The sequence below is a fragment of the Streptomyces sp. NPDC034043 genome (assembly GCF_055575675.1).
Genome location: NZ_JBVISF010000005.1, coordinates 205,014 through 227,224 on the forward strand (window position 1 = coordinate 205,014; position 22,211 = coordinate 227,224).

A 22,211-nucleotide genomic window follows, 5' to 3' on the forward strand; every position below is an offset into this window, starting at 1 on the left:
TGGGTTACAGGCCCATCGACTTGGCGATGATCGACTTCATGATCTCGCTGGTGCCGCCGTAGATGCGGTTGACGCGGTTGTCGGCGTACAGGCGGGCGATCGGGTACTCGTTCATGTAGCCGTAGCCGCCGTGCAGCTGGAGGCAGCGGTCGATGACGCGGTGCGCGACCTCGGTGCAGAACAGCTTCGCGGAGGCGGCCTCGGCCGGGGTCAGCTCGCCCGCGTCCAGGGCCTCCAGGGCGCGGTCGGCGACGGCCTGGGCGGCGTCCACCTCGGCCTGGCAGGCGGCCAGCTCGAACTTGGTGTTCTGGAAGTGCGCGACCGGCTTGCCGAAGACGGTGCGGTCGGTGACGTACTGCTGGGCGAACCGGACGGCCGCGGCGGCCTGGGCGTAGGCGCCGAAGGCGATGCCCCAGCGCTCGGAGGCCAGGTTGTGGCCGAGGTAGTAGAAGCCCTTGCCCTCCTCGCCGAGCAGGTCCTCGACGGGGACCTTGACGTCGACGAACGCCAGCTCGGCGGTGTCGGAGGTCTTCAGGCCCAGCTTGTCGAGCTTGCGGCCGATCGAGTAGCCCTCGGACTTGGTGTCCACGGCGAAGAGGGAGATGCCGAAGCGGCGGTCCTCGGCCGACGGGGCGGAGGTGCGGGCGCAGACGATCACGCGGTCGGCGTGCACGCCGCCGGTGATGAAGGTCTTGGCGCCGTTGAGGACGTAGTGGGTGCCGTCCTCGGAGAGCTTGGCGGTGGTCTTCATGCCCGCGACGTCGGAGCCGGTGCCCGGCTCGGTCATCGCCAGCGCCCACATCTCCTCGCCGGAGACGAACTTCGGCAGGAAGCGCTTCTTCTGCTCGTCGGTCGAGAGCATCTTGATGTAGGGCAGGGCGAGCAGCACGTGCACGCCGGAGCCGCCGAAGTTGACGCCCGCGCGGGAGGTCTCTTCGTAGAGGACGGCCTCGAACTTGTGGGTGTCCAGGCCCGCGCCGCCGAACTCCTCGGGCACGTTGATGCCGAAGATGCCCAGCTCGCCGAGCTTGTAGTAGAAGTCGCGCGGCGCCTGGCCGGCCTGGAACCACTCGTCGTAGACGGGGACGACCTCGGCCTCGATGAAGGCGCGGAGGGTCTCGCGGAACGCCTCGTGGTCCTCGTTGAATACGGTACGGCGCACGAGCCGCCTCCTCGATCCCTAGTTCGGCCAGACTATGTCTAAGCGCTTGCTCATAGCTAAGTTACCCGGCGGTCACTCCGGCTGTCCAGGGAGTGTGACGCGGTCCCGGAACCTTTCTGCGGCCTGCTGCCTCCGGGCCTGCTGCCTTCAGGTCGGGGTCGGCGGGCTGGCGGGTCGGCGGGCCTACGGCAGCACGCGCAGCGCGAACCACAGCTCCATCCGGACGTCCGGGTCGTCGAGGTCCCGGTCGAGCAGCGCCGCGCAGCGGGCGATGCGCTGGCGGACCGTGTTGCGGTGGACGCCCAGCGCCGCCGCGGCGCGGTCCCAGCTGCCGTGGTGGGCCAGCCAGCCGCGCAGGGTGTCCCGCAGGGCGGGGGAGAGCGGCCCGAGCAGCGCCTCGGCGTGGGCCCGCGCCTCCGCCTCGCCGACCAGCCCCGCGAAGCCGGGGTCCGTGTGCCGGGCCAGCGGCGTACGGGCCGCCTCGGCCCGGACCAGGGCGCGCCGGGCCTGCGCTCCGGCGGTGGCCAGGGCGCCGGGCGCGGCCGGGGCGCTGACCCCGAGCCGCCACCCGGGCTGCGGGCCGGGCTCGCGGTCGGTGAGGAGGCGTACGCCCCCGTCCCCGCGCGGGTCCAGCAGTACGGTGCCCAGCGCGGCCGCCAGGGCCTGCGGGTCGCCGCCGCCCCGGGCGTGGACCGCGTACCAGGGGCCGGGGGCGAGGGCCCCGGCCGGGTCCCCGTCCAGCAGCAGCCGGGTCAGGGCCGCCGCCTCGTCCCCGGCCGGGCGCTCCGCGGTGACCAGGCTCAGCAGTACGGCGGCGATGGAGGCGATGGTGTGGTCGCCGGGGGTCCGCCCCGGGGTGGCCAGGGCCAGGACCCGCCCGCCGCCCACGGCGTACGCGGCCAGGCTCGTCGCGCCGAGCGAGTCGGTGGCGGTGGCCGCGGCCCCCGGCGCCACCCGGCGCGCCAGCGCGGCCACGGCGTCGAGCACCCCGGCGCCGGGCACGGCCCCGGCGGCCGCCCCGGCGCCGGGGGCTGAGCCGGTCCCGGCCGCCCCGGCGGTCCCGGCCGGGCCGGTCCCGACGGTGGCCGCGTCGAGCAGCGCGGCCCAGCCGCCCAGGCTCGCCGTCAGGCGGGACAGCACCGCCGGGACCGGGTCCGGGCGGGCCGCGGCCGCCGCCAGGGCCTGCTGCGCCTCCGCGACCCGGCGCAGCTCCCGCGTGCGCGCCTCCGCCATCAGCCGCCCGACGCTGCGGGCGACCGCCGTGAACGGGGTCCCGGGCGGGACCTCCACCAGCGGCAGCCCGTACCGCTCGCACGCCTCGGCCAGGCCGGGCGGCACCACCTCGTGCACCGGGGTCACGCCGAAGCCGAGGGCGGCGGCCCCGGCACGGGCCAGCCTGCCGACGTAGGCGGCGGCGCCGGCCTCCGTCAGCTCGGCCCCCGCCGTCAGCAGGAGCTCGCCGCCCAGCAGGTACGGCGAGGGGTCCGCCATCTCGGAAGCGTGCACCCCGTGCACCTCCGCCACCGCGGGACCCGCGAGGTGCCGCAGCCCGAGCCCCCGCTCGCCGAGCAGTCCGGCCAGTTCCACGGGCGGCGTCATCGGCTCACCGGCGGGCGCCCCGGCCCGCCCGCCGCCGGGGCTCGGGGTGACCGGGACCTCGGACATGGATGCTCCGTACATTTCAGTGCTGCCAGATGGATGAAACGTACCCTCCCCACCCCCGCGCGGCACGCTTACGCTCGAAGGACCGCACCAGCAGGACCACCAGAAGGGCACCCCCCATGAGCACGCAGCCGCGCGGCCCCGTCGACTCCTCCCGCATCCCGCGCTACGCGGGCCCGGCGACCTTCGCCCGCCTGCCCCGCCTCGACGAGGTCGGCTCCGCCGACGTCGCCGTCGTCGGCGTGCCCTTCGACTCCGGTGTCTCCTACCGCCCCGGCGCGCGCTTCGGCGGCAACGCCATCCGCGAGGCCTCCCGTCTGCTGCGCCCGTACAACCCGGCCCAGGACGCCTCCCCCTTCGCCCTCGCGCAGGTCGCGGACGCCGGTGACATCGCGGTGAACCCCTTCAACATCAACGAGGCCGTCGAGACGGTCGAGGCCGCCGCCGACGAGCTCCTCGGCAACGGCTCGCGCCTGATGACCCTCGGCGGCGACCACACCATCGCCCTGCCGCTGCTGCGTTCCGTCGCGAAGAAGCACGGCCCGGTCGCGCTGCTGCACTTTGACGCCCACCTGGACACCTGGGACACCTACTTCGGCGCCGAGTACACCCACGGCACCCCGTTCCGCCGCGCCGTCGAGGAGGGCATCCTCGACACCGAGGCGCTCTCCCACGTCGGCACCCGCGGCCCGCTGTACGGCAAGCAGGACCTCGACGACGACGCCAAGATGGGCTTCGGCATCGTGACCTCGGCGGACGTCTACCGCCGCGGCGCCGACGAGGTCGCCGACCAGCTGCGCCAGCGCATCGGCGACCGCCCGCTGTACATCTCCATCGACATCGACGTGCTCGACCCGGCCCACGCGCCCGGCACCGGCACGCCGGAGGCCGGCGGCATGACCTCCCGCGAGCTGCTGGAGATCATCCGCGGCCTGTCGTCCTGCAACCTGGTTTCGGCCGACGTCGTCGAGGTCGCCCCGGCGTACGATCACGCGGAGATCACCTCGGTCGCGGCCTCGCACACCGCGTACGAGCTGACCACGATCATGAGCCGTCAGATCGCCGCCTCCCGCCAGGGCTGACCAGCCCGGCCCGGCGGCGCCGGGAGCGGAACGACCGCAGCACGAAGGGCACGTACGCGCGTGACGCACGACCACGACCTGGTACTCCGTCCCACCGAGGCCCAGACGGCGGCCGCCCTGGCCCCGCCGCCGGGCCGCACGGGCGGGGACCTGGTCGTGGAGACGCTGCGCGGCCTCGGCGCGACCACCGTCTTCGGCCTGCCGGGCCAGCACGCGCTGGGCCTCTTCGACGCGGTCGGCCGCTCCGACCTGCGCCTGGTCGCCCTGCGCACGGAGAACAACGCGGGCTTCGCCGCCGACGCGTACGGCCGGCTCACGGGCGAGGCGGTGCCGCTGCTGCTGTCCACCGGGCCCGGCGCGCTGATGTCCCTGCCGGCCCTCGCGGAGGCGGCGGCCGCCTCCGCGCCGGTCCTCGCGATCTCCTCACAGGTCCCCACCGCCGGCCTGGGCGGGGGCCGCCGGGGCCACCTGCACGAGCTGCGGGACCAGTCGGCCTCCTTCCGCGACGTGGTGAAGTCGGTCCACACCGCCCGCACCCCGTCCCAGATCCCCTCCGTGATCGCCGGGGCCTGGGAGTCCGCGCTGACCGCCCCGCACGGCCCGGTCTGGGTGGAGATCCCCGAGGACGTCCTGCGGGCGGAGACGCTGATCCCGCAGGTCACCGGCATGGACGCGACCCCGCACGAGCTGGCCCCGCGGCCGGAGCTCACCGCGCTGGCCGCGCACTGGCTGTCGAACGCCGCCCGCCCGGTGATCATCGCGGGCGGCGGGGTGATCCGCGCCGACGCCGCCGGCAAGCTCAGGCAGCTCGCGGAGCGGCTGAACGCCCCCGTGGTCACCACCTTCGGCGGCAAGGGCGCCTTCCCCTGGACCCACCCGCTCTCCCTCCGGTCCTGGCTGGAGGACCGCCACACGACGGACTTCCTGGAGGACGCGGACGTCCTGCTGGTGGTCGGCTCCGGCCTCGGCGAGCTGTCCTCGAACTACCACACGTTCTTCCCCGCCGGCCGGGTCGTCCAGATCGAGGCGGACCTCGGCAAGCTGGAGTCCAACCACCCGGCACTGGGCATCCACGCCGACGCCCGCCTCGCCCTCCAGGCCCTCCTGGAAACGGTGGAACCCCGCCCGGACGAGGAGGCCCCCGAACGGGTCCGCGCCCTCCTCGCCGCGGTCGAGGAACGCCTCGCCCCTCAGGACGTCGCCCTCGAACGCGGTCTCCTGACCGCCATCCGGCAGGCCCTCCCGGCCCGCTCCCCGTCCTTCTGGGACATGACGATCCTGTCCTACTGGGCCTGGTCCGCCTTCGACGCGAAGCACCCGAACACCATGCACTCCGCCCAGGGCGCGGGCGGCCTCGGCTACGCCTTCCCGGCGGCGCTCGGCGCGGCCGTCGCCGAGCCCGGCACCCCGGTCCTGGCGGTCTCCGGCGACGGCGGCGCGATGTACTCCCTCGCCGAGCTCGCCACCGCCAGGGAACACGGGCTGGACGTCACCTGGCTGATCGTCGACGACGGCGGCTACGGCATCCTGCGCGAGTACATGGCGGCCGCCTTCGACGGCCGTACGACCGCCACGGAACTGACCCGGCCCGACTTCACCGCCCTGGCCGCCTCCTTCGGCGTCCCGGCGTCCACCACCACCCCGGACACCCTCCGCGAAGACCTGGCGCGGGCCCTGAAGACCCCGGGCCCCTCGGTCCTGGTCCTCCCCGTCACCCTGAAGACGTTCGCCCCGACCCACGTCTGAGCCGCGCCGGCGCGGGCCGGCCCGGGGACCTGCCCCGGCCGGCGCCGTCAGTCGGCCCTGAGGCGGGCGCTGGTCCATTCCAGAGCCGGGGGGATCTCCCGGTTCCAGGTGTTGAAGTTGTGGCCGCCGCGTTCGAGGGTGATCGAGGAGACGTGGGCCGGGGCCTTCACGGCCTGGACGAACTGCCGGGTCGCCCGCAGGTTGCCCTCGCCCCGCAGTGAGGTGGTGACCAGGAAGGACGCGTTCGGCTGCGGCCGGTTCGCCAGGTGCCACAGCAGGTCGGACCGCTTCTCCTCGTCCTTGTCGCCGTGGAAGAGGTCCCCGGAGTCCGAGTCGATCTCCGGCTTGTAGTCCGCGGAGAGGCCGACCCCGGCCGCATAGGTCTCCGGATGCTGGAGGGTCATCTTCAGGGCGCAGTAGCCGCCCGTCGAGTCGCCGATGATCGCCCAGTTCCGGGCGGCCGTGCCGACCCGGTAGTGGCTCGCGACGGTCCGGGGGACGTCCGTACCGAAGAAGGTCTCGCTCCGCGGGCCGCCGCCGGGGACGTCCACGCACTGACTGTTGGCCGGGTCCACCACGGGCCGCATCATCACCAGGATCATCGGCTGCGTCTTCTTCTGCTTGGCCTGCGTCCAGGCCGTCTTCGGGTACCGCAGCCCCTTCAGCAGGTTCTCCGCCGTGCCCGGGTAGCCCGTCAGGACCACGGCGGCAGGGAACCTCCGCTGCTCGGCGCCCTTCTGGAAGTACTCCGGCGGCAGGTACACGTACGCCTGGGCCGCCACCCCCGACCGCTCGCCGTGCAGCGTCACGTGCTCTATGACCCCGCCCGTCCGGGGATCGCGCCCGCCCGGCACGTCCGGCGCCTGCCGCCCCAGCACCCGGACCGCCGCCCCGCCGGGCACGGCCTCCCGGCGGGGCGGCCCGGCGGTCAGGTCCTCCCACGAGCCGTAGATCAGGAAGCTGCGGTTCGCCGCCAGCGCGACCGAGGCGAACAGGCAGACCTGGACCAGGACCAGCAGTCCGGCACGTCCCACCACCCGCCCCGCGCCGCCCCGCGCCAGCCGCGGCCACCGCCACACCGTCACCGTGAACACCAGCACCGTGCACAGCACGGCGCCCGCCAGGAGCGTGCCACTCGTCAGACCCATGAACCGGCGAATCCTTCCAAGATGCCCACAGCACCGCCAACCGGTGCGCACCCGGCTAGAGCGCCCCCGTGGCGGGACGGTTCCCCGCGCCGCCCCCTGGACGGACGAAGCCCCCGAGCGCCCCCGCGCACACCGGTGCGATCGTTGCGGTGGGATGAAATCCGCCGGTGGGGGCGTTGGGGGAGCGGCAGGACAGGACCGACGGGGAGGCACCACGTGACGGCGGCGCAGACGCAGGCCGGGGAGAAGGCGGCCGAAGAGCAGCGGAGCTGGGGCAGGCGGCTGGCCGCCTACACCTGGCGGTACAAGGCCAACGTGCTCCTCGCGCTCGGGTCCTCGCTGGCCGGCATGGCCGTCATGGCGCTGGTGCCGCTGGTCACCAAGGTCATCATCGACGACGTCATCGGCGACGAGAGCAAGCCCATGGGCCTTTGGGCCGGCCTGCTCATAGGCGCCGCCGTGCTGGTCTACGCACTGACCTACATACGCAGGTACTACGGCGGGCGCCTCGCCCTCGACGTGCAGCACGACCTGCGCACCGACATGTACGACACCATCGCCCGCCTCGACGGGCGCCGGCAGGACGAGCTGTCCACCGGACAGGTCGTCGGCCGGGCCACGAGCGACCTCCAGCTGATCCAGGGGCTGCTCTTCATGCTGCCCATGACCATAGGGAACTTCCTCCTCTTCGGGATATCCCTGGGGATCATGCTGTGGCTGTCCCCGCTGCTGACCCTCGTCGCCCTGCTGATGGCCCCCGCCCTCTGGTTCATCGCCAAGCGCAGCCGCAAGAAGCTCTTCCCCGCCACCTGGTACGCCCAGGGCCAGGCCGCCGCCGTCGCCTCCGTCGTCGACGGCGCGGTGACCGGCGTACGGGTCGTCAAGGGCTTCGGGCAGGAGGAGCAGGAGACCGGCAAGCTCCGCGAGGCCGGCCGCCGGCTCTTCGGCGGCCGGATGCGCGCCATCCGGCTGAACTCCCGCTACACCCCCGCCCTCCAGGCCGTCCCCGCCCTCGCGCAGGTCGCCATGCTGGCCCTCGGCGGCTGGATGGCCACCCGGGGACAGGTCACCCTCGGCACCTTCGTGGCCTTCTCCACCTACCTCGCCCAGCTCGTCGGCCCCGTCCGCATGCTCGCCATGGTGCTCACCGTCGGCCAGCAGGCCCGCGCCGGCGTGGAGCGCGTCTTCGAGCTCATCGACACCGAGCCCGAGATCCGCGAGGGGACCGAGGAACTCCCCGCCGACGCGCCCGCCACAGTCGAGTTCGAGGACGTCCGCTTCGGGTACGAGCCCGGGCGTCCCGTCCTCGACGGCTTCTCCCTCGCCCTGGCCGAGGGCGAGACCGTCGCGCTCGTGGGTGCCTCCGGCAGCGGCAAGTCCACCGTCTCCCTGCTCCTGCCGCGCTTCTACGACGCCGACCACGGCACGGTCCGCGTCGGCGGCCACGACGTGCGCGAGCTGACCTACGACTCCTTGCGCGGCGCCATCGGACTGGTACCGGAGGATTCCTTCCTCTTCTCCGACACCATCCGCGCGAACATCGCCTACGGGCGCCCCGACGCCGGCGAGGAGGAGATCCGCGCCGCCGCCCGCGCCGCCCAGGCGGAAGGGTTCATCGAGGCCCTCCCCGCCGGCTACGACACCAAGGTCGGCGAGCAGGGCCTGACCCTCTCCGGCGGCCAGCGCCAGCGCGTCGCGCTCGCCCGCGCCATCCTCACCGACCCCCGCCTGCTGCTGCTGGACGACGCCACCTCCGCCGTCGACGCCCGCGTCGAGCACGAGATCCACGAGGCGCTGCGGGCCGTCATGGCGGGCCGCACCACCCTGCTGATCGCCCACCGCCGCTCCACCCTCGCGCTCGCCGACCGGATCGCCGTACTCGAACACGGGCGGCTCGCCGACATCGGCACCCACGAGGAGCTGGAGCGCCGCTCCGCGCTGTACCGGCGGCTGCTCACCGACCCCGACGCCCTCGGGGCGCACTCGCCGCGGACCCCCGACGCGCCGTCCATGGCGGAGTTCGAGCGGGACCTGGAGAAGGACATCGAGCTCGAGGCCGAGATCGATTCCGAGCCGGTGAGCGCCAAGCGGCGCGTGGCCGACGGGGTCACCCCCGAGCTGTGGCGGCGGGAGGAGAAGGACGGCGGCGCCGCGGCGGTCCCCGGAATGCCGGGTGCCACCCCCGAGCTGCTCGCGCAGGTGGCCGCGCTGCCGCCCGCCGACGACGAACCCCGGGTGGACGAGGCGCGGGCCTCGTCCGCCGAGGAGAGCTACGGCCTGCGCCGGCTGCTGGGCGGCTTCTGGGCCCCGCTCGCCGTCAGCCTCGGCCTGGTCGCCCTCGACGCGAGCGCCGGGCTGCTGCTGCCCGTCATGATCCGGCACGGCATCGACCAGGGCGTGGAGAAGGCCGCCCTGGGGGCGGTGTGGGCCGCGTCCCTGCTCGCCCTCGCCGTGGTGGCCGCGCAGTGGGCCGCGCAGTTCGCCGAGATCCGGATGACCGGGCGCACCGGCGAGCGCGTGCTCTACTCGCTGCGCGTCAAGATCTTCGCCCAGCTCCAGCGCCTCGGCCTGGACTACTACGAGCGCGAGCTCACCGGCAAGATCATGACCCGGATGACCACCGACGTCGACTCCCTGTCCAGCTTCCTGCAGACCGGGCTCGTCACCGCCGTCGTCTCCGTCCTCACCTTCTTCGGCATCCTGATCGCCCTGCTGGTCCTCGACGCCGAGCTGGCGCTGATCGTCTTCGCCACCCTGCCCGTGCTCGTCCTCGGCACGATCGTGTTCCGCCGCAAGTCGGTGGCCGCCTACGAGCTGGCGCGCGACCGGGTCAGCCTGGTCAACGCCGACCTCCAGGAGTCCGTGGCCGGGCTCCGGCTGGTGCAGGCCTTCCGCCGCCAGGACACGGGCCGGGCGCGGTTCGCCGAGCGCAGCGCCGCGTACCGGGAGGCCCGGGTGCGCGGCCAGTGGCTGATCTCCGTCTACTTCCCCTTCGTGCAGCTGCTGTCCTCGGGCGCGGCGGCGGCCGTGCTGATCGTCGGCGCGGGCCGGGTCGAGGCGGGCACCCTCACGACGGGCGCGCTGGTGGCGTACCTGCTCTACATCGACCTGTTCTTCGCACCGGTCCAGCAGCTCTCCCAGGTCTTCGACGGGTACCAGCAGGCCACCGTCTCCCTGGGCCGGATCCAGGACCTGCTGCGCGAGCCCACCACCACCCCGCGCCCGGCCGAGCCCCGCGAGGTCACGGCGCTGCGCGGCGAGATCGCCTTCGAGGACGTGCGCTTCCAGTACGGCACCGCCGAGGAGCGCGGGGAGAAGGGCGACGCCCTGGCCGGAATCAGCCTGCGGATACCCGCCGGGCAGACCGTCGCCTTCGTCGGCGAGACCGGAGCGGGCAAGTCCACGCTGGTCAAGATGGTGGCCCGGTTCTACGACCCGACCTCCGGCCGGGTCACCGCCGACGGCACCGACCTGCGGGAGCTGGACCTGACGGCGTACCGCCACCGGCTGGGGGTCGTCCCCCAGGAGCCGTACCTCTTCCCGGGGACGGTCCGCGACGCCATCGCCTACGGCCGGCCCGGCGCGAGCGACGCCGAGGTGGAGGCCGCGGCCCGCGCGGTCGGCGCGCACGACATGATCGCCACCCTGGAAGGCGGCTACCTGCACGCCGTCACCGAGCGCGGCCGCAACCTCTCCGCGGGCCAGCGCCAGCTGATCGCGCTGGCCCGCGCCGAGCTGGTCGACCCGGACGTGCTGCTGCTCGACGAGGCCACCGCGGCCCTGGACCTGGCCACCGAGGCGCAGGTCAACCGGGCCACCGAGCGGCTCGTGGGCAAGCGCACCACCCTCGTGGTGGCCCACCGGCTGACCACCGCCGCCCGGGCCGACCGGGTGGTGGTGATGGACCGGGGCCGGGTCGTCGAGGACGGCAGCCACGCCGAACTGCTGGCCCGCGGCGGACGGTACGCGGTGCTGTGGCGGACCTTCGCCGGCGAGGACGAGGCGGCCGCGGCCGCGTAGCGGGCTCCGCGGGCGCCCCGGGTATCAGAGCTCGCCGAAGAGCAGGTTGCCCGGGGCGTCCTCGTCGTCACCGGTGTAGTACTCGCGTACCGAGTCGAGGAGTTCGTCCACCGACAGGTAGCCGTCGTGGTTCTTGTCGATCTTCGCGAACAGGGCCTCCGCGTCGGCGGGCTCCAGCCGGGTGTCGAAGGCCAGCTGGGCCTTGTGGAACTCCTCGGGGCTGATCCGCCCGTCGCCGTTGGTGTCCACGACGGTGAGGATCGCCTTCACCATCGGCCGGAAGGACCGGTCGTAGGCCTCGCCGCCGTCCTTGTAGAGGCGGGTCATGCCCCGGGAGTACTCCTCGGGGGTGACCTTGCCGTCCCGGTCCATGTCCAGTTCGGTGAAGAGCTCCTGCCAGAAGTCGACCAGCCCGCCCATCACCGCGGTCGCCTTCGGGGAGTTCGCCGGCTCGTCGAGGGCCGACAGCAGCCGGGAGCCCAGCGCGATGATGTCGTGCTCGTCGATCACGCCGCTGCCGTCGGCGTCCAGGTGCGTGAAGGCACGTTCCAGCTTGCGGTCGAGCAGGTCGTTCGTCATGTCATTGCCTTCCACGGCTACGATGAGCGGTCGATCGGTCGCCTAGCGTAGTGTCCGGTCCGATCGTGCAATCCCGTTCCGCCGCTGGGAAGTTGTGGATGCACTCGTACGAGGTAGGAGCCGCCCGGCGCCCGGCGGGCCGCCCCGCGTGGCGGCCCCGGCCGACCCGGGTGCCCCGTGCAACCTTCCGGTGGGCCGGGGCGTCGTTACGTACGCGCGTGCGTGTTACGTACGACTGATCGGGGGGCGCGGCATGGTGCGGGGCGCGGGAACGCGGGCGAAGAGGGGGCGCGGCCGGGAGCGGACCGTGTCCCTCGGGGTGTTCGGGGCGGCGCTGTGGCTGGCCGTGGGCGGGGTGTTCGCGACGGCGCCCGAGGCGCGGGCGGCCGCCGGCGGGTGTCCGGGGCAGCTGGTCCGGACGCTGCCGCTGCCCGGGGCCGAGGTGCGCGTGTACAAGAGCCGGACCCAGGTGTGCGCGGTGAACGTGGCCCTGGCCCCAGGGGAGCGCCGCTTCATGGAGGTGAGCGTTCAGCCGCGTGGCGGGGTGCCCGTGGGCGATGCGGGGCAATTCACCCGGTACGCGGGCCCCGTCACCGTCGGAGCTATCAGCCGATGTGTGTATGTAAAGGGGAGTGTGGCGGCCGGATCGGTGGAGTCCGGCTGGATCCTCTGCTGAATCGGCGGCCCAACTGGGACTGTTCACGGGCACGTTGACCCCGCTAGGTTCACGGCGACCACCAGTGAACCGAATATGGGGAGAGTGCATGCGCAAGACGCTTGGCCGGCTGCTGCCGCTCACGGTGCTGATCGGCACCGTCGGCACGGCCGGTTTCACGGCTCAGACGGCCACCGCCGCAGAGCCGGCCGCGGCCGCGCAGGCCACCGCCGGACAGAGCTCCGCGGCGGACATCAAGGACCAGATCCTCGCGATCCCGGGCATGAGCCTGATCGAGGAGAAGCCGTACCCCGGCTACCGCTTCTTCGTGCTGAACTACGAGCAGCCGGTCGACCACCGGCAGCCGGGGAAGGGCACCTTCAAGCAGCGCGTCACCCTGCTGCACAAGGACGTCTCCCGGCCCACGGTCTTCTTCACCTCCGGCTACAACGTCAACACCAACCCGCGCCGCGCGGAGCCGACGACCATAGTCGACGGCAACCAGTTGTCCATGGAGTATCGATTCTTCAACCCGTCCCGCCCCGACCCGGCGGACTGGTCGAAGCTGGACATCTGGCAGGCCGCCAGCGACCAGCACCGCCTGTTCACCGCCTTCAAGAAGCTCTACCCCAAGAACTGGCTCGCCACGGGCGCCAGCAAGGGCGGCATGACGGCGACGTACTACGAGCGCTTCTACCCACGTGACATGGACGGGATCGTCGCCTACGTGGCGCCCAACGACGTCGTCAACAAGGAGGACTCGGCCTACGACCGGTTCTTCAACAAGGTCGGCACCAAGGAATGCCGCGACAGACTGAGCGCGGTCCAGCGCGAGGCCCTGATCCGCCGCGAGCCGCTGGAGGCCAAGTACAAGGCCGCCGCCGCCGAGAACGGCTGGACCTTCAACACCGTCGGCAGCCTCGACAAGGCCTTCGAGGCCGTCGTGCTCGACTACACCTGGGCCTTCTGGCAGTACAGCCTGCTCGCCGACTGCGCGGCCATCCCCGACGCGAAGACCGCCACCGACCAGCAGATCTGGGACACGGTCGACTCGATCTCCGGCTTCTCGGCCTACGCCGACCAGGGCCTGGAGACGTACACGCCGTACTACTACCAGGCCGGTACGCAGCTCGGCTCGCCCGACATCAAGCAGCCGCACCTCAAGGACCTGAGCCGGTACGGCTACCAGCCGCCGCGCGACTTCGTACCGCGCGACATCCCGATGACCTTCCAGCCGGGAGCCATGGCGGACATCGACAACTGGGTCCGCAACAACGCCCACCAGATGCTGTTCGTGTACGGACAGAACGACCCGTGGGGCGCCGAACCCTTCCGCCTCGGGTACGGGGTGCGCGACAGCCACGTGATGACCGCGCCGGGCGCCAACCACGGGGCCAACGTGTCCAAGCTCATGGACGGCGAGAAGGCCCTCGCGACCGCCCGGATCCTCCAGTGGGCCGGAGTGGCCCCGGCCGCGAACGTGTTCAGCACGGAGAAGGCGGCCCCCCAGGCGGCGCCGCTCGCCGCGCCGGACCCGCAGCTCGACCAGAGCGACCTGCGCCGCGAGTCGCTGCGCCGGTAAGGGCCTCAGCGGGCCGCGGGCTGGTACGACAGCCCGTGGCCCAGCGGGTAGCGGCCCGGCACCGGAACGGGGAGACGGCCCACGGGCCGGCTCGCTCCCGTCAGCACCCGGGCCGCCGCCCGCAGCTCCACGTCCGTCCACGTGTACGTGGCCACCTCGGCCGCGCACTCGGGCAGCCGCGCCGGATCGTACGGATTGCGGACCGCCACCAGCACCACCGGGACGCCCGTCGCCACCAGCTCCGTCACCAGCGTGCGCTGCGGGCTCTCCCCCTCCGGGACGTTGTACGTGCACACCAGCACCGCCGCGTGCCCCGGGGCGGCCGCCACCGCCCGCTCCGGCGGGAGCGCCCCGGCCCGGCAGCCCAGAGCGGTCAGCTCCCGCGCCAGGACCGTCGTCGGAGGACCCGTCGTACCCGAGGGGGAGGCCGGGTCGGTCCCGGTCACCAGCAGCCGCGGCCCGGCCGACGCGTCCAGGGGCAGCAGCCCGCGGGGATTGGCCAGCAGGGTGGTCGTACCGGCGGCGACCGCGTCGGCGGCCGCCAGGTGCTCGGCCGTCCCCACCGCCTCGTCCACCCGCGCGTCGGAGGTGTACGGGTCCTCGAACAGGCCCCGGCGGGCCTTCAGCTCCAGGATCCGCAGCACCGACTCCTCGATCCGCCCGCGCGTCAGCTCGCCCGACTCCACCGCCGCCAGCACGCTGCGGTACGCCAGCCCCAGGTCGGGCGCGTTCAGCAGCTGGTCGCAGCCCGCCTTCAGGGCCAGTACGGGCACCCGGTCGTCCCCGTACTTCTGCCGGACACCGGCCATGTCGAGGGCGTCGGTGACCACCACCCCGCCGAAGCCGAGGTGTTCGCGCAGGACGCCGGTCACGATGGGCCGCGACAGGGTCGCGGGGTCCCCCGAGGGGTCGAGCGCGGGGAACACGATGTGCGCCGTCATGATCACGTCCACGCCCGCGCGCACCGCCGCCCGGAACGGCGGCGCGTCCAGCTCCTCCCACTGCGCGCGGGTGTGCCGCATCACCGGCAGCCCGACGTGGCTGTCCGTCTCGGTGTCCCCGTGGCCCGGGAAGTGCTTCGCCGCGGCCGCCACCCCCGCCCCCTGGTAGCCGCGCACCTGTGCGGCGGCCAGCTCCGCGACGGCGTCCGGGTCGGAGCCGAAGGAGCGCACGCCGATCACCGGGTTGGCCGGGTTCACGTTCACGTCGGCCACCGGCGCCCAGTCCTGCCGGATGCCGAGCGCCGCCAGCTCGGTCCCGGCCACCCGCGCCGCCCGGCGCGCCCCCTCGGCGGAGCCCGCCGCACCCAGCGCCATCGCCCCGGGCATCAGGGTCGCGGGCCGGCCGATCCGGGCGACGGCCCCGTGCTCCTGGTCCACCGACAGCACCAGCGGGATCCCCGCCCCCGAGTCCGCGGCGGCCCGCTGGAGGCCGTTGGACAGGGCGGCGATCTGGTGCGGGGAGCGGGTGTTGTGGGCCCACGCGAAGTACACGACCCCGCCCAGGTGGTAGCGGGCCACCAGCTCGGCGGCGGTGCGCACCCCGAAGTGCCGCAGGTTCAGGTCGGCGTCCGCCGGGTCGGGGTCCGTCGCCGAATGCCCGTAGGCCCGGGACACGAAGAGCTGCCCCACCAGCTCGGGCAGGCCCAGCCCGGACACCAGGGTCCGCAGCCGGTCCCGGCCCGGCCGGCGGCCCGGCGGCCCGGCGGGGGCGCGGGAGTCATCCGGGATCCGGGAGGCGGCGGTGGAGGCGGTGGAGGCGGTGGAAGCCGCTCCGGCGGCTCCGGCGGCCGTGACGGCGGCCATGGCGGCGGCGGCGAGCAGAGCCCGGCGGGAGGCGTGGTTCGGCACCCCCCGGACCCTACTGCGGTACTACGCGCCAGGGCTGACGGACACTCGGGAATGGCCCGTAAGTGCCGTGCCGTGCCCGGGGGCCGGGCGTCGGGGGCGGGGCGTCGCGCGCCGAGGGGGCCTTCGGCGGCACGCCTCAGGGCCTCCAGTGCTCCTGGAGGGTGCGTACGGCCTCGGTGATCGCGGGCCGGCGGGCCGCCCCCGTCCGCCACAGGGCGTACAGCCTGCGTACGGGCCCGGGCTCCAGCGGTACGGCCACCGCGCCCGGCGGCAGGGCGCCCGTGCCCAGCCGGGGCACCACCGCGATCCCGAGGCCGGCCGCGACCAGGGCGACGATGGTGTGGTTCTCCTCGGCCGTGTGCGCGATGTCCGGCTCGAACCCGGCCGCCCGCACGGTCCGCACCAGCCAGTCGTGGCAGACCCGCCCCGGCGGCTGGCACACCCACCGCTGGCCCCCCAGGTCCGCCCGCCGCACCACCCGCCGGGCGGTGAAGGGGTGCCCGGCCGGGACCACCAGATCGCAGCGGTCGTCGCCGATGACCGCCTGCTCCACGCCCTCGGGGGCGGGCAGCGGGGCGATGTCCCAGTCGTGGGCCACCGCCAGATCGGTGATGCCCCGGGCCACCAGGTCCACCGAGAGGTGGGGGTCGACCTCCGTCAGGCGTACGTCCAGCGCCGGATGACGGCCCGCCAGGTCCGCCAGTACGCCCGGCAGCAGTCCGCGCGCCGCCGAGGCGAAGGCGGCGACCGTCAGCAGTCCGCTCGGCCGCCCGCGCCGCTCCTCCAGCGTGGTCTCGGCCCGCTCCACGATCGCCAGCAGCTCCCGCGCGGTGTCGGCCAGGTGCCGGGCCTCCTCGGTGAGCGCGACCCCGCGCCCGCGCCGCTCCAGCAGCGTGGTGCGGGTCTCCCGCTCCAGCTTGGCGATCTGCTGCGAGACCGCGGAGGGGGTGTAGCCGAGGGCGGCGGCCGCGCCCGCGACCGAACCGTGGACGGAGACGGCGTGCAGGGCGCGCAGCCGGGAGAGGTCGAGCATCCGCCCATCGTAAGCAGCGCTTCATCCAACCCGGTAGTGATCAGCGCTGGTGCTACATGGTCCGGGGCGCCGATCCTCGGAGCATGCGTCCCGCTCACACCGCACTCGCCGTACTCGTCGCCGCCGTCTGGGGGTTCAACTTCGTCGTCATCGAGATCGGCCTCGGCCACTTCCCGCCGCTGCTCCTGTCCGCCCTGCGCTTCCTCGTCGCCGCACTGCCCGCCGTGTTCTTCGTCGGGCGGCCCAAGGTCGCCTGGAAGTGGGTCCTCGGGGTCGGCGCGGCCCTCGGGATCGCCAAGTTCGGGCTGCTGTTCACCGGCATGGCCGCCGGGATGCCGGCCGGGCTGTCGTCCCTGGTGCTCCAGATCCAGGCCGTCTTCACCGCGGTGCTGGCGGCGGCCGTCCTGCGCGAGCGCCCGGGCCGGGTGCGGCTGCTGGGCATGGCCGTGGCGCTGGCCGGGATCGCGGTGGCCGCCGTGGACCGGGGCCTCTCCGGGTCCGTCACCGGCTTCGTCCTGGTCGTCGCGGCCGCCGCCTGCTGGGGCGTGTCCAACGTGCTCACCCGCAGGGCCGCCCCGCCCGACGCCCTGAACTTCATGGTCTGGGTGTGCACCGTCCCGGTGGTCCCGCTGTTCGCGCTCTCGCTGCTGCTGGAGGGGCCCGGGCGGGACCTGGCCGCGCTGCGCGCCCTGGACTGGTCGGGGGCGGCCGTCATCGGCTACGTCGCCTGGGTGTCCACCGTGTTCGGCTTCGGCGCCTGGGGCTACCTGCTGCGCCGCTACCCCGCGTCCGCCGTGGCGCCGTTCTCCCTGCTGGTGCCGGTGTTCGGGATGTCCTCGGCCGCCCTGGTGCTCGGCGAGGGGATCTCGGGGCCGCGCTGGCTGGCGGCGGTGCTCCTGGTCGGCGGCGTCGGCCTGACCTCGCTGGCCCCGGCGCGCGCGGGGACCCGTACGGGCGCCGCCGCCGCGGGCGGCCCCCGCACGGCGGCCGCCGGCTGCGCCCCCTGAGGGAGGTCCGCGCGGCGCCGGCGTGGGGGAGCGGTACGGGGAACCGTCCCCGTACCGCTCCGTACGCGCTGCCGGGCGGCCTACTTCCTGCCGCCGCCCAGGATCTGGCCCAGCAGGTCGCCCAGGCCGCCGCCCCGCGCGCCGCCCGCGCCCGCGCCGCCGGCAGCCCCGCCCGGGCCCTTGCCGGCGGCCATGCGCTTGGCGAAGACGGCCATCACGACCGGGATCAGCATCTCGACGACCCGCATGACGGTCGGGGCGGGGATGCCGGTCCTCTTCGCCACGGCATCTGCCACCGGCTTGCCGACCTTGGCGAGCACCCCGGCCATCATCCCGCCGCCGAGCAGCCCGCCGAGGCCGCCGCCGAGCGTGGCCACGCCCTGGAGGGGGGCCTCGGACGCCCCGGAGCCCCCGGGCGGGCCGGACGCCTCGGCCAGGGCCTGGCGGACCTCGTCGTCCCCGGCGTCGGCCTTCTCCTGGAGGCCCCCGGTCATCGCCCCGACGGTCTGGGCGACCGTCTCGCGGGCGCCGTCGGTGTCGGTGCCGAGCAGGCCGGCGATCTCGCCCAGCCCGTCGTCGCCGAGTTCACGCATCACGTCGTCCTGGAAGGAAGATTCGCTCATGCCGGAAACGCTACTTGTGCGGTGATTCGTCAGCACCTCGGAGTGTCGTCCGCGTGGCGCTAGGTAACGGAAAGGTAAAGCTGTGATTCCGGATGCAACCCTCGGGCCGAGTGGCGAGTCGTATGTTGCGTCGGGACTTCCGGGTGGGGATCCGGGGGGATCGGGAAGTCCGACGAGGGAGGGGTAACCGTGAGGGGGTCCGGCCGCGAGGCCGGACCCCCTTTCGTTCGTCCACAGGCCCAGTGCGCTGTCGGCGGCGGACGGTAGCTTCGTGCCATGGTGAACAACGGGGCGGCGGTGCAACTGGCGGTGGTCGAGGGGGTGCTGGAGCGCATCACCTACGCCAACGAGGAGAGCGGTTATACGGTCGCCCGGGTGGACACGGGCCGGGGTGCCGCAGACCTGCTGACGGTCGTCGGCTCGCTCCTCGGCGCCCAGCCCGGCGAGTCCCTGCGCATGGAGGGCCGCTGGGGCTCGCACCCGCAGTACGGCCGGCAGTTCAGCGTCGAGAACTACTCGACCATCCTGCCCGCCACCATCCAGGGCATCCGCCGCTACCTCGGCTCCGGCCTCATCAAGGGCATCGGCCCGCGCATCGCCGACCGCATCGTCGAGCACTTCGGCCTCGACACCCTCGACGTCATCGAGGCCGAGCCGAAGCGGCTGATCGAGGTCCCCGGCCTCGGCCCCAAGCGGACCAAGCTCATCGGCGCGGCCTGGGAGGAACAGAAGGCCATCAAGGAGGTCATGGTCTTCCTCCAGGGCGTCGGCGTCTCCACCTCCATCGCGGTGCGCATCTACAAGAAGTACGGGGACGCCTCCATCTCCGTGGTGAAGAACCAGCCGTACCGGCTCGCCGCCGACGTCTGGGGCATCGGCTTCCTCACCGCCGACCGCATCGCCCAGGCCGTCGGGATCCCGCACGACAGCCCCGAGCGGGTCAAGGCCGGCCTCCAGTACGCCCTGTCGCAGTCCACCGACCAGGGGCACTGCTTCCTCCCCGAGGAGCGGCTCATCGCCGACGGGGTCAAGCTGCTCCAGGTCGACACGGGGCTGGTCATCGAGTGCCTCGCCGAGCTCGCCGCGGATCCGGAAGGGGTCGTACGGGAATCCGTGCCCGACCCCCAGGGCGGCCCGGACCCCCTCACGGCGGTGTACCTGGTCCCCTTCCACCGGGCGGAGCTGTCGCTGGTCGGCCAGGTCCGCCGGCTGCTGAACGCCGAGGAGGACCGGATGCCCGGCTTCGGTGACGTGGACTGGGACAAGGCCCTCGGCTGGCTCGCCGGGCGCACCGGGGCCAGTCTCGCCCCCGAGCAGCGGGACGCGGTCAAGCTGGCCCTCACCCGCAGGGTGGCCGTGCTCACCGGCGGCCCCGGCTGCGGGAAGTCCTTCACCGTGCGCTCCATCGTCGAGCTGGCCCGGGCCAAGAAGGCCAAGGTGGTGCTCGCCGCCCCCACCGGCCGCGCGGCGAAGCGGCTGTCCGAGCTGACCGGGGCCGACGCCTCCACCGTGCACCGGCTGCTGGAGCTCAAGCCCGGCGGGGACGCGGCGTACGACCGGGACCGCCCGCTGGACGCCGACCTCGTCGTGGTCGACGAGGCCTCCATGCTGGACCTGCTGCTCGCGAACAAGCTGGTCAAGGCGGTGGCACCGGGCGCGCACCTGTTGCTGGTCGGCGATGTGGACCAGCTCCCCTCGGTGGGCGCCGGCGAGGTGCTGCGGGACCTGCTGGCCGAGGGCGGCCCGGTGCCCGCCGTCCGGCTGACCCGGATCTTCCGCCAGGCCCAGCAGTCGGGCGTGGTAACCAACGCGCACCGCATCAACACCGGGGTCCCGCCCATCACCGACGGCCTGCCGGACTTCTTCCTCTTCCCGGAGGAGGACACGGAGGCGGCCGGGATCCTCGCCGTGGACGTGGCCGCCCGCCGGATCCCGGCCCGGTTCGGCCTGGACCCGCGCCGCGACGTCCAGGTGCTCGCCCCGATGCACCGGGGTCCGGCCGGCGCCGGGAACCTGAACGGCCTGCTCCAGCAGGCGATCACACCCGCCCGGCCGAACCTGCCCGAGAAGCGGTTCGGCGGCCGGGTCTTCCGGGTGGGCGACAAGGTGACCCAGATCCGCAACAACTACGAGAAGGGCGCCAACGGCGTCTTCAACGGCACGGTCGGGGTCGTCACCGCCCTGGACGTGGACGAGCAGCGCTTGACGGTCCGTACAGAGGAGGACGAGGAGGTGGGGTACGAGTTCGCCGAGCTGGACGAGCTGGCGCACGCGTACGCCGTCACCATCCACCGCTCCCAGGGGAGTGAATATCCGGCCGTCGTGATCCCGGTCACCACGGGGGCTTGGATGATGCTCCAGCGGAACCTGCTGTACACGGCCGTGACCAGGGCGAAGAAACTGGTCGTCCTGGTCGGGTCACGCAAGGCCCTCGGGCAGGCCGTGCGTACCGTTTCCGCAGGCAGGAGGTACACCGCGGTCGCTTCCCGGCTCGCCGGGCGCGTCTCGGTGGGAAACATCACCTAGATGATCGATCATTTGGGGTTCCGACAACCGGTGGGGAGGGGGCAGGATGAACAGGTTGAAGGCACTCAGTGCCGTCAGACGGACCAAAGGCCGACCCCGAGTGCACTCTCCTGCGCCAAATGGGGGAAGGTAGAGGCAGTCAGGGCACCTCGAAGAAGAGGCACTACGTCGGTGAGGGATGACGTGAGCGACAACTCTGTAGTACTCCGGTACGCGGACGGTGAATACACCTACCCGGTGGTCGAAAGCACCGTCGGTGACCAGGGCTTCGACATCTCGAAGCTGAGGGCCCAGACCGGGCTCGTCACCTTGGACAGCGGCTACGGCAACACCGCCGCGTACAAGTCCGCCATCACCTACCTCGACGGTGAGCAGGGCATCCTGCGCTACCGCGGCTACCCGATCGAGCAGCTGGCGGAGCGCTCGACCTTCATCGAGGTCGCCTACCTGCTGATCAACGGTGAGCTCCCGACCGTCGACCAGCTCGCGTCCTTCCGCAACGAGATCACCCAGCACACCCTGCTGCACGAGGACGTCAAGCGGTTCTACGACGGCTTCCCGCGCGACGCCCACCCGATGGCGATGCTGTCGTCCGTGGTCAGCGCGCTGTCGACGTTCTACCAGGACAGCCACAACCCGTTCGACGAGAAGCAGCGCCACCTCTCGACGATCCGCCTGCTGGCCAAGCTGCCGACGATCGCCGCGTACGCCTACAAGAAGTCGGTCGGCCACCCGGTGGTCTACCCGCGCAACGACCTCGGCTACGTCGAGAACTTCCTGCGCATGACCTTCTCCGTGCCGGCCCAGGAGTACGACCTGGACCCGGTCGTGGTCTCCGCGCTCGACAAGCTGCTGATCCTGCACGCGGACCACGAGCAGAACTGCTCCACCTCCACCGTGCGCCTGGTCGGTTCCTCGCAGGCGAACATGTTCGCCTCGATCTCCGCCGGCATCTCGGCCCTGTGGGGCCCGCTGCACGGTGGCGCCAACCAGTCCGTCCTCGAGATGCTGGAAGGCATCAAGAACGACGGCGGCGACGTCGACGCCTTCATCCGCAAGGTGAAGAACAAGGAGGACGGCGTCCGCCTGATGGGCTTCGGGCACCGCGTCTACAAGAGCTTCGACCCCCGGGCGAAGATCATCAAGGCGGCGGCGCACGACGTCCTCTCGGCGCTCGGCAAGAGCGACGAGCTGCTGGACATCGCGCTCAAGCTGGAGGAGCACGCGCTGGCCGACGAGTACTTCGTCGCCCGCAACCTCTACCCGAACGTGGACTTCTACACCGGTCTGATCTACCGGGCCATGGGCTTCCCGACCGAGATGTTCACCGTGCTGTTCGCGCTCGGCCGCCTTCCCGGCTGGATCGCCCAGTGGCACGAGATGATCAAGGAGCCCGGCTCCCGCATCGGCCGCCCGCGCCAGATCTACACCGGCGAGGTCCTGCGCGACTTCGTCCCGGTCGAGGCTCGCTGAGGCCTTCCCGGCGGCACCGGTCATACGGAAAGCGCCCCGCCGTCGATCCCCCCACGGGTCGAC

The 22,211-nt window shown here is 73.2% G+C and carries 15 protein-coding genes; 8 read left to right on the forward strand and 7 right to left on the reverse strand.

Translation table 11 applies throughout. The features are described from left to right. Window positions 1-4: 4 nt before the first annotated feature. On the reverse strand, window positions 5-1,162 hold the full coding sequence (locus ACZ51S_RS14770) for an acyl-CoA dehydrogenase family protein (protein WP_467886458.1): 1,158 nt from the start codon (window positions 1,160-1,162) through the stop codon (window positions 5-7). A 183-nt stretch (window positions 1,163-1,345) separates the two neighbouring features. Beyond that, window positions 1,346-2,827 carry a helix-turn-helix domain-containing protein gene (locus ACZ51S_RS14775; protein ID WP_468960925.1) on the reverse strand — a complete coding sequence of 494 codons (1,482 nt, stop codon included), beginning with the start codon at window positions 2,825-2,827 and terminating at the stop codon, window positions 1,346-1,348. Window positions 2,828-2,943: 116 nt separating this feature from the next. Here ACZ51S_RS14775 and speB point away from each other — a divergent pair, with 116 nt between their 5' ends. Both speB and ACZ51S_RS14785 read left to right on the forward strand, forming a co-directional pair. Further along, window positions 2,944-3,906: an agmatinase gene (speB, locus tag ACZ51S_RS14780; protein ID WP_007264163.1), complete on the forward strand. Its 963-nt coding sequence runs from the start codon at window positions 2,944-2,946 to the stop codon at window positions 3,904-3,906. Window positions 3,907-3,966: 60 nt separating this feature from the next. After that, on the forward strand, window positions 3,967-5,652 hold the full coding sequence (locus tag ACZ51S_RS14785; protein WP_468474984.1) for a thiamine pyrophosphate-binding protein: 1,686 nt from the start codon (window positions 3,967-3,969) through the stop codon (window positions 5,650-5,652). 47 nt (window positions 5,653-5,699) lie between these two features. Here the strand turns inward: ACZ51S_RS14785 and ACZ51S_RS14790 are convergent, their stop codons facing one another. Beyond that, the gene (locus ACZ51S_RS14790; protein ID WP_468960928.1) at window positions 5,700-6,800 is read right to left on the reverse strand and encodes an alpha/beta hydrolase; all 1,101 of its coding nucleotides are present in this window, start codon (window positions 6,798-6,800) and stop codon (window positions 5,700-5,702) included. Window positions 6,801-7,016: 216 nt separating this feature from the next. Between ACZ51S_RS14790 and ACZ51S_RS14795 the strand changes: the two genes are divergently transcribed. After that, on the forward strand, window positions 7,017-10,820 hold the full coding sequence (locus ACZ51S_RS14795) for an ABC transporter ATP-binding protein (RefSeq protein WP_468960931.1): 3,804 nt from the start codon (window positions 7,017-7,019) through the stop codon (window positions 10,818-10,820). Window positions 10,821-10,844: 24 nt separating this feature from the next. On the opposite strand, the gene ACZ51S_RS14800 is transcribed toward ACZ51S_RS14795, so the two are convergent. After that, the gene (locus ACZ51S_RS14800) at window positions 10,845-11,399 is read right to left on the reverse strand and encodes an EF-hand domain-containing protein (RefSeq protein WP_388938774.1); all 555 of its coding nucleotides are present in this window, start codon (window positions 11,397-11,399) and stop codon (window positions 10,845-10,847) included. A gap of 307 nt (window positions 11,400-11,706) precedes the next feature. Here ACZ51S_RS14800 and ACZ51S_RS14805 point away from each other — a divergent pair, with 307 nt between their 5' ends. Both ACZ51S_RS14805 and ACZ51S_RS14810 read left to right on the forward strand, forming a co-directional pair. Beyond that, window positions 11,707-12,075, forward strand: coding sequence for a hypothetical protein (locus tag ACZ51S_RS14805; protein WP_468474981.1), 369 nt, complete (start codon window positions 11,707-11,709; stop codon window positions 12,073-12,075). Window positions 12,076-12,163: 88 nt separating this feature from the next. After that, complete coding sequence (locus tag ACZ51S_RS14810) at window positions 12,164-13,636, forward strand: aminopeptidase (RefSeq protein WP_468474980.1); 1,473 nt, start codon at window positions 12,164-12,166, stop codon at window positions 13,634-13,636. A 5-nt stretch (window positions 13,637-13,641) separates the two neighbouring features. On the opposite strand, the gene ACZ51S_RS14815 is transcribed toward ACZ51S_RS14810, so the two are convergent. Together ACZ51S_RS14815 and ACZ51S_RS14820 are read right to left on the reverse strand one after the other, a co-directional pair. Next, complete coding sequence (locus ACZ51S_RS14815; RefSeq protein ID WP_468802046.1) at window positions 13,642-15,486, reverse strand: glycoside hydrolase family 3 protein; 1,845 nt, start codon at window positions 15,484-15,486, stop codon at window positions 13,642-13,644. Window positions 15,487-15,622: 136 nt separating this feature from the next. Continuing rightward, the gene (locus ACZ51S_RS14820; RefSeq protein WP_468474978.1) at window positions 15,623-16,519 is read right to left on the reverse strand and encodes a LysR family transcriptional regulator; all 897 of its coding nucleotides are present in this window, start codon (window positions 16,517-16,519) and stop codon (window positions 15,623-15,625) included. Between the two features lie 83 nt (window positions 16,520-16,602). Between ACZ51S_RS14820 and ACZ51S_RS14825 the strand changes: the two genes are divergently transcribed. Beyond that, the gene (locus tag ACZ51S_RS14825) at window positions 16,603-17,526 is read left to right on the forward strand and encodes an EamA family transporter (protein ID WP_468474977.1); all 924 of its coding nucleotides are present in this window, start codon (window positions 16,603-16,605) and stop codon (window positions 17,524-17,526) included. A gap of 80 nt (window positions 17,527-17,606) precedes the next feature. Here the strand turns inward: ACZ51S_RS14825 and ACZ51S_RS14830 are convergent, their stop codons facing one another. Beyond that, window positions 17,607-18,149, reverse strand: coding sequence for a DUF937 domain-containing protein (locus tag ACZ51S_RS14830; RefSeq protein ID WP_468474976.1), 543 nt, complete (start codon window positions 18,147-18,149; stop codon window positions 17,607-17,609). Between the two features lie 276 nt (window positions 18,150-18,425). Between ACZ51S_RS14830 and recD2 the strand changes: the two genes are divergently transcribed. Together recD2 and ACZ51S_RS14840 are read left to right on the forward strand one after the other, a co-directional pair. After that, complete coding sequence (gene recD2 / locus ACZ51S_RS14835) at window positions 18,426-20,675, forward strand: SF1B family DNA helicase RecD2 (protein ID WP_468474975.1); 2,250 nt, start codon at window positions 18,426-18,428, stop codon at window positions 20,673-20,675. A gap of 183 nt (window positions 20,676-20,858) precedes the next feature. Next, window positions 20,859-22,148 carry a citrate synthase gene (locus tag ACZ51S_RS14840; RefSeq protein WP_136216460.1) on the forward strand — a complete coding sequence of 430 codons (1,290 nt, stop codon included), beginning with the start codon at window positions 20,859-20,861 and terminating at the stop codon, window positions 22,146-22,148. The last annotated feature ends 63 nt before the right edge of the window (window positions 22,149-22,211 follow it).